The 13,832-nt window shown below is 71.2% G+C and carries 9 protein-coding genes; 5 read left to right on the top strand and 4 right to left on the bottom strand.

The genetic code is table 11. From position 1 onward, the window contains the following. Positions 1-426: 426 nt before the first annotated feature. From ACFY29_RS06095 to ACFY29_RS06085, 3 genes are all read right to left on the bottom strand, one after another. Positions 427-1,086 carry a C39 family peptidase gene (locus ACFY29_RS06095; protein ID WP_386983815.1) on the bottom strand — a complete coding sequence of 220 codons (660 nt, stop codon included), beginning with the start codon at positions 1,084-1,086 and terminating at the stop codon, positions 427-429. Between the two features lie 1,047 nt (positions 1,087-2,133). Then, positions 2,134-2,856 (bottom strand): dienelactone hydrolase family protein, encoded by a 723-nt coding sequence (locus tag ACFY29_RS06090; protein WP_386983813.1) that lies wholly within the window; start codon positions 2,854-2,856, stop codon positions 2,134-2,136. A 75-nt stretch (positions 2,857-2,931) separates the two neighbouring features. Next, positions 2,932-3,120, bottom strand: a complete 189-nt coding sequence (locus tag ACFY29_RS06085; RefSeq protein WP_328426863.1) for a hypothetical protein — start codon at positions 3,118-3,120, stop codon at positions 2,932-2,934. 19 nt (positions 3,121-3,139) lie between these two features. Here ACFY29_RS06085 and ACFY29_RS06080 point away from each other — a divergent pair, with 19 nt between their 5' ends. From ACFY29_RS06080 to pulA, 5 genes are all read left to right on the top strand, one after another. Then, entirely contained in the window at positions 3,140-3,823 is a 684-nt protein-coding gene (locus ACFY29_RS06080; RefSeq protein ID WP_386983810.1) for a hypothetical protein, read from the top strand. Positions 3,824-3,860: 37 nt separating this feature from the next. Continuing rightward, positions 3,861-4,250 (top strand): hypothetical protein, encoded by a 390-nt coding sequence (locus ACFY29_RS06075; RefSeq protein ID WP_386983809.1) that lies wholly within the window; start codon positions 3,861-3,863, stop codon positions 4,248-4,250. Between the two features lie 141 nt (positions 4,251-4,391). Next, positions 4,392-5,069 carry a cellulose binding domain-containing protein gene (locus tag ACFY29_RS06070; protein ID WP_386983807.1) on the top strand — a complete coding sequence of 226 codons (678 nt, stop codon included), beginning with the start codon at positions 4,392-4,394 and terminating at the stop codon, positions 5,067-5,069. A gap of 99 nt (positions 5,070-5,168) precedes the next feature. Beyond that, positions 5,169-5,840 (top strand): cellulose binding domain-containing protein, encoded by a 672-nt coding sequence (locus ACFY29_RS06065; protein ID WP_386983806.1) that lies wholly within the window; start codon positions 5,169-5,171, stop codon positions 5,838-5,840. A 130-nt stretch (positions 5,841-5,970) separates the two neighbouring features. Next, the gene (gene pulA / locus ACFY29_RS06060; protein ID WP_386983804.1) at positions 5,971-11,472 is read left to right on the top strand and encodes a pullulanase-type alpha-1,6-glucosidase; all 5,502 of its coding nucleotides are present in this window, start codon (positions 5,971-5,973) and stop codon (positions 11,470-11,472) included. A 78-nt stretch (positions 11,473-11,550) separates the two neighbouring features. Here the strand turns inward: pulA and ACFY29_RS06055 are convergent, their stop codons facing one another. Continuing rightward, positions 11,551-13,797, bottom strand: coding sequence for a hypothetical protein (locus tag ACFY29_RS06055; RefSeq protein WP_386983802.1), 2,247 nt, complete (start codon positions 13,795-13,797; stop codon positions 11,551-11,553). Positions 13,798-13,832: the final 35 nt, after the last annotated feature.

The raw sequence follows: 13,832 nt of genomic DNA, 5'->3' as shown, positions 1-13,832 counted from the left end.
TGTGTCGCACCGGCCGGGGTGCCGCCGAGGTTAGGTAACACTTACCGCCGATTCCGCTCTCAACAAAACCGTACGTCCGTCTTGCTAGATATGCAACTCAGCGCCGACGCCTTCGGCACTGGCCTTACCCCTAGCCTCCTAGGACGCCCTGCCGAGCGTGCCTCGGACCACGTGAGCTGGATTCGCAGCCCTGGGGCTGGTTCCTGCTGACCACGCGGCCGGGGGGCTGGGGGCTGGGCTGGTTCTCGCGGTGCTCGCCGTTTCGCCATTACCTGGTGGTTTCGCCGACGGGCCCATCGGTTGGCGGCGGCCGAGCCGATGCCGGACGCCGACCCGGTCCGCACCGGTAGAAGACCCTGACCCGAACGACGACGAAGGGCCGGGCCCCTGGTGGGGGTCCGGCCCTTCGTTGTTGGTTGCTGGGTGTCAGCTGGTGGCGTAGCCGCGGGTGGCGATCCAGTCGGCGAGGTGCTCGACGGTGACCTCGTAGGAGGCCTGGTTCGGGTCGGCGGAGTCGGCGATCTTGACGATGTTGCCGTTGTCGCGGTAGCCGACGACGCTGATGTAGTGCCCACCCTCGAACGAGTGGCTGGTGCCGTCGACGTCGACGCTGGTGCCGGCGATGTTCGCCACCACAGCCCGACCGTCATCCACGGTCTTCACGACGTCGGTGCGCAGCTTGTCGGTCTGCTTGCTGTCAGCGTTGGGGGTGCTGATCTCGACGCTGCGGTAGGCGTCGTTCTTACCGGTTTCCTTGTTCAGCACCGGGGTGATGTCGTTGATGGAGTTGGTGCCGGCCTCGGTGGTACCCATTTCCTTGGCCATGGCGTCCACGCTGATGTCCTTACCCTGCACGGACAGGGCGTTGCGGGCGGCGGCGGGACCGCAGTAGTAGAAGTTCGGCTGCGCCTCGTAGCGCACACCCAACTGACGCTCACCCGACGACTTCCGGTCCGACTGGGTTTGCGTAGCGGGCTTGGCATCCGACGCGGCGTAAGCGGCGGTCACCGGACCGGCGATCGCACCGCCGGTGAAGGCGAGTCCAGCAGCGGTCAGAGCGGTCTTACGAATCAGATCGGTACGCATGATGGCGTGCTCCTCTGCATCGGGGGTGCGCGGCACACGACAACCGGGGGAACCGGCGTGCCGCACGAGGGAAGTTCAAGAAGGGGGGAACGGTCCGGCGATCCGGGGGGACCTGCTCGGGGTTCCGGGGATGTAACCGGGGCGGCCGGTCGGGTGTTCCCGGCGGGCTGGCGGCTGGCTACGGGGGATGTAACCGTGCCGGCCTGGCGGGTGTTCCCGGCGGCTGGCGGCTGGCTACAGGGGGGTGTAACCGGGGCGGCCGGTCGGGTGTTCCCGGCGGCTGCCGCGCACCGGGCCGGGGGGCCACGGTCGCATGCCAGGTATAACGACCCGGGCCGGCCCCCGATTCCACGCTGAGGGTGGCCCCGACCACGGGACGGCCCACCCCAAACGGGACGACACCCCCAGCCCGTCACGGGCCGACAACCCACTCCGGCCTGTCCGCCCCACAACCGGGACCCACCGGCGATCTACCCCGAGCGCGCGCACTCCGTCAGGCTCGCCTCCCGAACCGGACACCACGCCCACCCACCCGCCCCACGTCGACCAGGCGTCGAGCCGCGCACTCTCCGGGAAAACGCTGCCTCCCACGTCACGCCCGCGTCCCGCGTCCCGCGCCCTGCGTCACGCTCTTGGCACCCGTCACGCCTGCGGCCCGCGGCCCGCGTCACGCCCGCGGCCTCACCTCACCCGTCACCCCCGGCCCTTGCGGGCGGCGAGCCCGGCTGGGAGATCGGCAGTCGGGCGGGTCGACGGCGGGGGACACCCGCACGTTTGAGCGTGATACCTGAGAGTCATATTGATACCTCACAGTCATCACGCTCAACGGGGCACGCACCCGCCCGCCGAGCGGCGGCCTCCTAGGTCTGCGCACTTTCCGGGAAGGTGTGGCCGCGGCGTGTCGCGCGCGTATGACGGTGGCCTGCGCGTGTGACGCCGCGTGAATGGGGCGCCATACGACGTGGGGCGGGGCGCTGGACGAAAACGGGACCCGTGCATGCGGGGCGTGCCGGCAACTCAGCGCGCGTGACGCGCACCGCGCGCAGGTCAGCCTGCGTCGAGCAGGTCCAGGACGGCGTCGCGGGCGGCCAGGACGGCCGCCTCGGACTGCGGGGTGTGGTCGAGGATGTCGAAGCTGTGCTGCCCGTCAGGAACCTCGATCACCCGGACCGGCCGGCCGTGTGTGGTTGCCGCCGCGAGGAACGCCTCGATACCCGCCAGGACCGGAGGTATGTCCCGCCCCGCCCGGGTCAGCACCAGCGGGACACCCGCGCCGGAGCCGAGCGCCTCGACGGGCAGGAACCTCGCGTCGATCTCCCAGCCGGGCAGCGGGATGAGCAGCGGGTAGGTCAGCGCGATCCCGCGCAGCCACGGCGGCGCGACGCGCAGCCAGTCGGCGGAGAAGAGGCCCCCGCCGGAGAAGAACCAGAGCACCACCCGGTCGGGGTCGACCCGGGGGTCGGCGCGAACCTGCTCGATCATCCCGGCGATGTCGTCGGCAGTGGCGGGCAGCGCCGACAGGTCGGCCACCTGGTAGCTGACCAGCGCGGCGACCAGGCCGCGCTCAGCGAGCAGCGCGCCGTAGCCGCGGTAGAGCATCCAGTCGCGGGGATCGGGCACGCCCGGGGGCAGCGGGGCGCCGTGCACCAGGACGACGGCGGGCGCGGGACCGGCGCCGGCGGGCAGGTGCAGATCGACGTTGCCGTGCCGTTCGACGGGCGCGGCGGGCGTGGACAGGACGAAGGGTCGCTGCGCGACGGGCGTCGTCATGCCCCGATGGTAGCGATCATGGGCCCACCCATCTGCCCCGTCGACCGTCCACGGGGGAGCGTCGGGGGCGGAGGGTCAGGCGGGGTCGGCGGGCTTCGCGGCGTCGCCGGCCTGGGCGTGCCGCTCCAGCAGTCGCTGCCGGATCTCCTCGGGGGTGTACGCGCGCCGGCGCCGTTCGGCCCGCGCGATGACCACGCCGGAGGCCGCGACCCCGGCGAGGCCGGCCAGCCCGAGGACCTTCCACCACCGCATCCGTTGCCGCATCGGCCTAGGGTAGACCCTCATGAGCATCAGCCTGGATGAGGCGGTCGAGTTGACCCGCACCGGCGACGTGTGGGTGTTCCGGGGCCGCAGCGTGCCGGACCGGGCGATCCAGTTCACCACCAACAGCCCGGTCAACCATGTCGGGATGGCGGTGGTGCTGGACGACATGCCGCCGCTGATGTGGCACGCGGAGCTGGGCAGGTCGTTGCCGGACATGTGGTCGGGCACCCACCAGCGCGGTGTGCAGCTGCACGACCTGCGGGACGCGGTCTGTGTCTGGGCCAACCGGTACGGCCAGCGGGCCTGGCTGCGGCAGCTCGACCCGCCGGCGGACGGGGAGATGGAGCGGGCGGTGCTGCGGACGATCGCGCGGCTGGACGGCACGCCGTTCCCGTCCACCGCCCAGCTGGCCTGGCGGTGGGTGCGGGGTCGGGTGCCGGCGCTGCCGCGTCCCGGCCGGCTCGCACCGCCGCCGGCGCCGGTCACGCCGTCGGGTGGGTCGGCGGGGGCGCGGGACCGGGCGCTGGAGACGGCGTACTGCGCCGAGGTGGTGGCGGTGACCTACGAGGCGATGGGGCTGCTGCCCGGCGGCCGGCGTCCGAACTGGTACGACCCGGGGCGGTTCTGGAGCGGGGACGACCTGGGTCTGGCCGGCGGCGCCGGGCTGGGTGCGGAGATCGAGGTCCTGGTTCCGCCGCGTTGAGGTTTGGCCAGCCCGGTGACCGGCAATTGGTGTCGCCGTGAGCGCCTCCACCGACCTCGACACGCTGGCCGACTTCTTCGACCGGTACGGCGTGGCGTTGACCTGCGGCGATGTGCCGGCCATCGTCAGGTGTTACGCCCTGCCCGGGTTGGTGGTGGCCGACACGTACAGCTTCTCGTTCACCTCACCGGCGGCGGTGGCGCTGTCCTTCGTGGGCGCGGCACCCGACTACCAGGACCGGGAGTTGGTTGCGGCGCATGCCCGGATCGGGGATGTGCAGCCGGTGTCCGCGCTGCTGACGATGGTGGCGGTGGAGTGGGAGTTCCTGGACAGCCAGGGGCTCGCGGTGGCGGGGGAGCGGTACCGATACCTGCTGCGCACCACGGGTGAGGGGCCGGCCATCTGCACGGTCATCCGGACGGCCTGACCGAGACGACCGGGACCGTCCACGCGGGCCGGCCGTTTTCCGGTCCGGGCCGGCCGGTCGGTTCGATCCTTACTCGCCCGATTTCCGGTCTGGTCGGTGCTGGCTACGCTGGCGCCTCGGCGGGGGACGAGGGGAGACCTGGTGGCGGTGCGGCCGGACGGTGCGGGAGATGCGCGGACTGCGACCCGGGTGCTGGCTTCGGTGCCGTGGATCGTGGTGCTGCTCGGCGTCTGCGTGCTGGTGGTGCTGCTGGTGGTTGCGCTGCTGTCGTTCCGTACCCGGGAGCGGGAGGGCGCGCCCGTGGCGGCGCCGCCGGTGTTCCTGCCGACGGTGCCGGCCGCCGCGTCGTCCGGCGGGGGGCCGACGCCTGGTGCGGAGCGGCGCTCGGCGTCGCCGCGGCCGTCGCGCAGCACCAGGACGCCGTCGCCGCGGGTCACCACCAGCTCGCCTGCTCCCGGCCGGACGAGCGCCCCGGCGGTGCCGCTGGGTCCGGCGGGCGACACGGTCACCGCCCGGTACCAGGTCGGTACGGATGGCAGGGACGGGACCGCGGCGGTGCTGTCGATCACCAACGGATCGAGTCGGTCGATGGACTGGCGGGTGGAGTTGGCGTTCGACGACGACATGCGGGTCCTGCGGGTCAGCGACGACTCGGGGATCTCGGTGTCGGCGCGCGGGGACGGCGAGTTCGTGTTGCGGGGCACCCGTTCACTGGACCCGGGCGACACTCGGACGCTGCGGTTGCGGGTCGGCTGGGACGACTCGGCGGAGCGGCCGGTCCGGTGCACGGTCAACGGGGCCGACTGCCAGCTCGGCTGACCTGGTGCCCGGTTCGGTGGGGCAGGGCGGGTGTTGTCGGCGTTTCCAGGCCTGGCCGCCGATCGCTACGCTGCCCGGACGGCCCGCTGAGGGAGGTACATGTCCGGCATGCGTCGCGCCCCGCGACCGTCCCACGGTCCAGTCGCCATCACGTCGTCGCCCTGGATAGTGGTGTGCGCCGGCGTCGTCGTGATGGTGGTGCTGCTCTTCGTGGTCCTGGGCGCGTACCGGGGGCGTAGTCCGGCGCCGGACGACGTGTCGGCGCCGACGCTGCCGTTGCCGCAGACGCCGGTCCCGCCTACCGGCCCGGCTCCGACGTCGTCGGCGCGGCCGTTGCTGCCCGGGCTGTCGCCGCGCGCGACCGGGCTGCCGCCGAGCCTCGCGGCCGGGTCACGAGCGCCGACGGTCAGCCCGTCGGCCGGGCCGAGGTCGACGACGCGGGCACCGGATCGGCCGGCGGTGAGTGGCCGGTACCGGGTGGTGCAGAGCTTCGACGGCGGTTTCATCGGTGAGGTGCTGATCGCCAACGCGACCGGCGAGGACCGGGGGTGGACGGTGCGGCTGGACTTCTCGGGTGGGCGACTGGTGACCACCTGGGTGGAGGGCGTGCCACAGGGGACGGTGCGGCAGACCGACGGCGCCGACTTCACGTACGTCAGTGGGGTGGACGTGCCGGCTGGCGCTTCGGTGGCGTTGCGGTTCCACCTGGAACGGGCGTCCACCCGTCCGCAGGGGTGCACGGTCGACGGGGTGCGCTGCACGGGGTTCTGATCTGGACGGTCGTCGGCTGGTGCCTGCTTTCGCAAGGAAGCTGCTTTGTTGCGACTGTGTTTGCAAGGTATTGCAGAATGTTTCGGCGAGGGTTAGCGTGCGGCCAATCAGCGACCAGAGGAAGGCGTCGATGAAACCCCCGCCGATACCGCGCACCGCCCTGCTGGCCCTCGTCTCCCTGCTCACCCTCACCCTCGTCGGCACCCCGGACGCCGTGCACCAGCTCGGCGGCGAGGCGGACCCCCGGCCGTCCGGCACCGACCCGCTGGCTGCCGCCGGCGCGGTCCAGTGGCGCGACGAGCCCACCGCCGAGGTGCTGCTCGACGCGGGCAGCGACACCGCCCGCGCCGAGCAGTTCTACTTCGTCCTGCCGGACCGGTTCGCCAACGGCGATCCGCGCAACGACCGGGGCGGCCTCGCCGGCGACCGGCTGCGGACTGGGCTCGACCCGACCGACAAGGGCTTCTACCACGGCGGCGACCTCAGGGGCGTCATCGACAAGCTGGACTACATCCAGGGGATGGGCACCACGGCCATCTGGCTCGCCCCGATCTTCAAGAACCGGCCGGTGCAGAGCAAGGGCGACGACATCTCGGCCGGCTACCACGGCTACTGGATCACCGACTTCACCCAGGTGGACCCGCACTTCGGTACGAATGAGGAGATGAAGCGGCTGGTCAAGCTCGCCCACCAGCGCGGTATCAAGATCTACCTCGATGTGATCGTCAACCACACGGCCGACGTGATCAAGTACGCCGAGGACCGGTACGCCTACGTGGACAAGGCCACCTCGCCGTACACCGACGCGCAGGGGCGGGCGTTCGAGGACCGCAACTACGCCGACGGCAGCCGCGCCTTCCCGCCGGTGAACCAGGCGTCGGCGCCGTACACCCCGGTCTTTCCCGACCCGGGTGACGCCACCGTCAAGGTGCCGGCCTGGCTGAACGACGCGACGATGTACCACAACCGGGGCGACTCCACCTTCGCCGGCGAGAACAGCGAGTACGGCGACTTCTCCGGCCTCGACGACCTGTGGACCGAGCGACCCGAGGTGGTCCAGGGTCTGACCAAGGCGTACGGGGACTGGATCGGCGCGACCGGCGTCGACGGGTTCCGGCTGGACACCGTCAAGCACGTCAACATGGACTTCTGGCCGCAGTTCAGCAAGGGCATCGAGCGGGCCGCCGAGAAGGCCGGCAAGAAGGACTTCTTCATGTTCGGCGAGGTGTACAGCGCCGACCCGGAGATCAGCTCCAGCTACGTCCGGCAGGGTGGCCTGCCGGCCACCATCGACTTCGCCTTCCAGGAGGCCGCGCGTGGCTACACCGCCGGCGCCGGCTCGGCGAAGGCACTGGCCGACGTGTACGCCCGCGACGACCTCTACGCCGCCCGGGACACCGACGCCGGCCGGCTGACCACCTTCCTCGGCAACCACGACATGGGCCGGATCGGCTCGTTCATCGCTGGCGGCGGCACCGCCCCGGCGAGCCACCTGCGCCGCGACCAGTTGGCCCACCAGCTGATGTTCCTCACCCGCGGTCAGCCGGTGATCTACTCCGGCGACGAGCAGGGCTTCACCGGCCCCGGCGGGGACAAGGACGCCCGGCAGGACATGTTCGCCTCGAAGGTCCCCGACTACCTCGACGACGACCTGCTCGGCACCGACCGCACCCACGCCAGTGACCAGTTCGACCCCGCCCACCCGCTGTACCGGACCATCGCCGAGCTGGGCCGGCTGCGTCAGGCGCACCCGGCGCTGCGCGACGGCGTGCAGGTCACCAGGTACGCCGCCGACGGGCCGGGCGTCTTCGCCGCCTCCCGGGTCGCCCCCGCCGACCGCATCGAGTACGTGGTGGCGGTGAACAACGCCGACTCCGCGCAGACTGTCACCGTGGACACCTGGTCGGCCGGCGCCACGTTCACCGGCATCTACGGTTCGTCCGGTGCCGCCACGGCGGGTGCCGACGGCAAGCTGACCGTGACCGTGCCGCCGCTGTCGGCGGTGGTGCACCGGTCCGGTACGGCCATCGCGCAGCCGGCCGGCAAACCGACCGTCACCATCACCACCCCCGCCCCGGACGCTTTGGTGGCCACCCGGGCCGCGGTCACCGCCAAGGTGACCGGTGACCCGCTGGCCACCGTCACCGTCGCGGCCCGGGTCGCCGGTGGCCGGTGGACGCTGCTCGGCAGCGCCGACCACGCGCCGTACACCGTGCAGCACGACCTGACCGGGCTGGCCGGCGGAACGCCGGTGGAGTACAAGGCGGTGGTCCGCGACGGGCGGGGCCGCACCGCGACCGCCCGGTCCACCGCCATCGTCGGCACGCCCGAGCAGGGCGGGTCCCGGGAGTGGGCGGTGGTGCACTACCAGCGCCCCGCCGGCGGGTACGACGACTGGGGGCTGTACGCCTGGGGCGACATCGACCCGGCGTACGTCACCGAGTGGCCGAAGGGGCAGCCGTTCGCCGGGGAGGACTCCTACGGCCGGTTCGCCTGGGTGAAGCTCAAGCCGGGCGCGAAGTCCGTGGGTTTCGTGGTGGTCGACAAGAACGGCACCAAGGACGTCGGCGCGGACCGCAGCATTGACGTCACGCAGACCGGTGAGGTCTGGCTCAAGCAGGGCGACCCGGCGATCTACCCGACCCGGCAGGCGGCCACCGGTGAACCGGCGCCGCCGGTCGAGGAGGGCACCGCGGTGATCCACTACCGGCGGGCCGACGGCAACTACGACGGCTGGGGCCTGCACCTGTGGGACGGAGCGGCCAACCCGACCGAGTGGTCGACGCCGGTCCCGCCGACCTCCACCGACGCGTTCGGCGCGGTGTTCCGGGTGCCGCTGGCGGCCGGGGCCACCGGGCTGAGCTACATCATCCACCAGGGCGACACCAAGGACCTGCCGGGCGACCAGCGGCTCGACTTCGCCAGCGCGGGCCGGGAGGTGTGGCTGCTCGCCGCCACCCCGGGCCGGCTGCTGCCGTCGACCGCGACCAGCACCAGCGGGGACACCGACATCAGCAAGCAGAAGGCACACTGGATCGACCGGTCCACCGTGGCCTGGCAGACCGGGCCGACCGACGGCAGGACGTACGCGCTGGTCGCCGCGCCGACCGGCGGGGTGAGTGTGGTCGACGGGGAGCTGACCGGGACGTACACCACGCTGCCGCTGCGGGCGCAGCGCAACGGGCTCACCGAGGCCCAGCGCGCCGCGTTCCCGCATCTGTGGTCGTACCGCGGCTTCAACCTGGACCGGGGGGACCTGGCCAAGGTGCCGGCGGCGCTGCGCGGGCAGTTGCTGGTCACCGAGCGCAACGCCGAGGGCGCCCTGCTTGCCGCGACCGGCGTGCAGATCCCCGGTGTGCTCGACGACGTGTACGCCGGGGCCGCCGACGCCACCCTCGGGCCGACCTTCGCCGGTCGCACGCCGAGCGTGGCGCTGTGGGCGCCGACCGCCCGGACGGTGGCGCTGCAACTGTTCGACTCGCCCACCGCGCAGCCGAAGACGGTGCCGATGCGTCGCGACGACCGCACCGGGGTCTGGTCGGCGCGGGGCAGCCATGCCTGGACCGGGAAGTACTACCGGTACCAGGTGCAGGCGTGGCAGCCGGCGGCGCAGCAGGTGGTCACCGCGTCGGTGACCGACCCGTACTCGGTGGCTCTGGCGGCGGACTCCACGCACAGCCAGTTGGTCGACCTGAACGACCCGTCGCTGGCACCGGCGGGCTGGCGGACGCTGCGCAAGCCGGCCCCGGTGCCGGCGGCGAAGGCGCAGGTCTCCGAGCTGTCGGTGCGGGACTTCTCGATCGCCGACGACACCGTGCCGGCCGAGCGGCGGGGCACCTTCCTCGCCTTCACCGACCCGAAGACCGCCGGCATGACCCATCTGAAGGCGCTCGGCGACGCCGGCGTCACCCACCTGCACCTGCTGCCGGCGTTCGACTTCGCCACCATCCCCGAGAAGCGGGCCGACCAGCGCCAGCCGGCCTGTGACCTGCCGGCGCTGCCGCCCGACTCCGAGGAGCAGCAGAAGTGCGTGGCGGCGGTCGCCGAGTCCGACGGCTACAACTGGGGCTACGACCCGCTGCACTACACCGTGCCGGAGGGCGGCTACGCGGTCGACCCGGCCGGCGCGGCGCGGACCACCGAGTTTCGGCGGATGGTCGCCGGGGTGAACGACGCCGGCCTGCGGGTGGTCATGGACGTGGTCTACAACCACACGTCGGCGGCCGGCACCGACGCGAAGTCGGTGCTCGACCAGGTGGTGCCCGGCTACTACCACCGGCTGCTGGAGGACGGCACGGTGGCCAACTCCACCTGCTGCGCCAACACCGCGCCGGAGCACGCCATGATGGGCAAGCTGGTCGTCGACTCGCTGGTCACCTGGGCCCGGCAGTACAAGGTGGACGGCTTCCGGTTCGACCTGATGGGTCACCACCCGAAGGCGAACATCCTGGCCGTGCGTAAGGCACTGGACCGGCTGACCGTCGCCCGCGACGGGGTGGACGGCAGGTCGATCCTGCTCTACGGCGAGGGCTGGAACTTCGGCGAGGTCGCCAACGACGCCCGGTTCGTGCAGGCCACCCAGGCCAACATGGCCGGCACCGGTATCGGCACCTTCAACGACCGGCTGCGTGACGCGGTGCGCGGCGGCGGACCGTTCGACGCCAACCCGCGGGCGCAGGGCTTCGCCTCCGGGCTCTACACCGACCCGAACGGCGATGCGGTCAACGGGTCACCGGCCGAGCAGAAGGCCCGGCTGCTGCACGCCCACGATCTGATCAAGGTGGGGCTCACCGGCAACCTGCGCGGGTACCGGTTCACGGATTCCGCCGGACGGCAGGTCACCGGCGCGCAGGTGGACTACAACGGCTCACCGGCCGGCTACACCGCCGCGCCGGGGGAGGCGGTCACCTACGTCGACGCGCACGACAACGAGATCCTGTACGACGCGTTGGCGTACAAGCTGCCGCAGGCCACCGCAGCGGTGGACCGCTCCCGGATGCAGGTGCTGGCGCTGGGCACGGTGGTGCTGGGGCAGGGCACCGGCTTCGTCACCGCCGGCACCGAGCGGCTGCGGTCGAAGTCGCTGGACCGCAACTCGTACAACTCCGGTGACTGGTTCAATCAGATCCGCTGGGACTGCACGCGGGGCAACGGGTTCGGCGCCGGCCTGCCGCCGGCGCCCGACAACCAGGACAAGTGGTCGTACGCGCGGCCGCTGCTCGCCGATGCGGCGCTGGTGCCAGGCTGTGCGGCGATCGACACAACCGACGCCCGGTACGCCGAGCTGCTCAAGATCCGCGAGTCCTCGCCGGTCTTCGGGCTGGGCAGCGCCGACGAGGTGCAACGGCGGCTGGCGTTCCCGCTGTCCGGCACCGCAGAGACGCCCGGCGTGCTCACCATGACGTTGGACGGCCGTGGCCTGGATACGCGGTGGGCCTCCGTCACGGTGGTCTTCAACGGCACTCCGGAGGCTGCTACGCAGCGGCTGTCCGGGTTGCGCGGGGCGGACGTGACGCTGCACCCGGTGCTGCGTACCTCGGCCGACCCGGTGCTGCGGACCGCCTCGTTCGACGCGACGACCGGCACGTTCACCGTGCCGGCGCGGAGCGTCGCGGTGTTCGTACAGCCCTAGTTCGCACGGGTCGACCCCCTGCCACCTCCGGTGGCAGGGGGTCGACCTTTTTCCGTCGCTGTTCCGCTGTCGCGTTGCTCAGTTGAAGCAGTCTTCGACGGTGTTGGCGCAGTTGGTGGGGTCGTTGTCGGTGACGGTGGAGTCGTCGTCGAGCTTGACCTTGCCATCATTGTTGAAGATGCCGCCGGCGATCCCCTTGTGGTCCTTGCCCTTGTCCTTCTCGTTGCCGTTGTCGGCCTTGTTCTTGGTGACCTTGGTGTTGGTCAGGGTCACCTTGCCTTCGTTGTTGTAGATGCCGCCGCCGTTCTTGCCGGCGAAGTTCTCCTTGATCTTGTCGTCACGCAGGACCAGGGTGGCCGAGTCGTCCTCGTGGTCCTTGTTGGACCAGGAGCCCTGCCAGGCGGCCGGGCCGCTCATGCCGCCGCCGTTGTGCTTGTCCTCGAAGGGCTCGCCGTTGAAGAAGCCTCCACCGAAGCGGTTCGCGCTGTTCTCGAAGATCTCGCTGTCGGTGACGGTGGCCGTGCCACGCTTCTCCTCGTCCTTGCCCTTGGACTTGCCGTGGTTCTTCTCGTCGCTGCTGACGTTGTAGACGCCGCCGCCGTCCTTGTGGGCCTTGTTCTTCTCGATGGTGCTCTTCTTGACCGTCAGGACGGTGTCGACAGCGGCGATGCCGCCGCCGTTCTCGCCGGCGGTGTTGTTCTTGATGAAGGTCCAGCTGACCTCGACGAAGCCGTCGTTGCTGAACAGGCCGCCGCCGTTCTTCTTGGCGGTGTTGCCCTCGATCAGGGTCTTCTCGATCGTGACGGTGCCGGCCTTGCCGTCCTTGTCCTTGCCGTCCTTGTCCTTGCCGTCCTTGCCGTAGCCGTTGGCGCCAGACTCGTACTTCTTCTCCTTGTCCTTCTCCTTGTCCTTGTCCTCGTCGCCGTGGCCGTTGGCGACGCCGCCGCCGTTCTTGCCCGCGGTGTTGTTGGTGATGCGGGACTCGGGGCCCTTGCCGTCGTGGGAGCCCGTGACGTCGAGGACGCCGGCGTTGAAGATGGCGCCGCCGTCCTTTCCGGCGTGGTTGTTGTCGAAGGTGCTGCCCTCGGCCTCGACCCGGCCGAAGTTGGCGATGGCGCCGCCGTTGTTCTCGGCGCTGTTGAGGACGAACTTGGCGTTCACCAGGTGGGCCTCGCCGCCGCGTTCGACCAGGATGCCACCGCCGTCGCCCTCGTGCTCCTTGTCGTCCTTGCCGTCCCAGTCGGACTTGTCCTTGCCGTCCCACTCGGACTTGTCCTTGCCGTCCCACTCGGACTTGTCCTTGCCGTCCCACTCACGCTTGTCCTCGGCCGGCTTGGTGGACGTGGCGGTGGGCTTCGCAGCGGGAGCCGCTGCGGGAGCGGCGGCCGGAGCCGCAGCCGGAGCCGCAGCGCGAGCCGCACCGGGAGCCGCACCGGGAGCCCCACCGGGGACCGCAGCCGGAGCCACAGCGGGAGCCCCACCGGGGGCACCACCGGGAGCCGCAGCCGGAGCCGCAGCCGGAGCCTTGGCGGGAGCCGCAGCCGGAGCCTTGGCGGGAGCCGCTGCCGGGGCGGCGGCCGGAGCCGCAGCGGGATCGGCGAGCGGCTCCGCGACCGGAGCCCCGCCCCCGATCCCGTTCTGGTTGCTGGGGACCGCCTTCTTCGGCGGCGGCTTGGGCTTGTCGTGCTTGTCTTCCTTGCCGTCCTTCTCGTACTTGCGGTCTTCGCCGGCGGCGCCGTTGCGGATCGTGACGTCCTTCAGGGTCAGGTCACCGCCGTTGGCGACACGGAAGATCCGGAAGCCCTCCTCGGCTTCCCGCTTGATCGTCGCGCCGTTGCCCTCGATGGTGATTTCCTGCTTGATCGTCGGCAGGCCCGCCTCGGACTTCTTGTCGTGCTCGTCGAGCTCGTAGGTGCAGTCCTTGGCCAGCTTCAGGGTGCCGCCGTCGTCGCGGTTGGCCAGGTCGAGGGCCTCGACGAGGGCATCGTCGTCGCACTCCACCTCCCGGACGCGATCGCGGTCGTCCTTGTCCTTGTCGTCCTTGTCCTTGTCGTCCTTGTCCTTGTCGTCCTTGCCCTCGTGGTCCTTGCCCTTGTCGTCCTTGGCCGCGTCCTTGCCGTCGTCGCTGACCAGCTGGGAGGTCGACCACTTGACGTCAGTCAGTCGGTGTCCGCCGGTTACCCCGGTTGTGGCGTAGGCGACGCCCGCGAGGCTGACCGCTCCCGTGAGGCCCGCAACGCCGGTGACAAGCCAGAGCCGGCGGCGGCGGAACGGCGAGTTCTTCTCGCCTGTCGCGTCATCGCTATTGCGAAGGTATTTGGACATCGGAGCTCTCTGCCCTCTCCTTGTACCCAGACAAG

The sequence above is a fragment of the Micromonospora sp. NPDC000668 genome, from assembly GCF_042897975.1.
Taxonomy (GTDB): Bacteria; Actinomycetota; Actinomycetes; order Mycobacteriales; family Micromonosporaceae; genus Micromonospora.
This window is presented reverse-complemented; position numbering and strand designations above follow the sequence as displayed.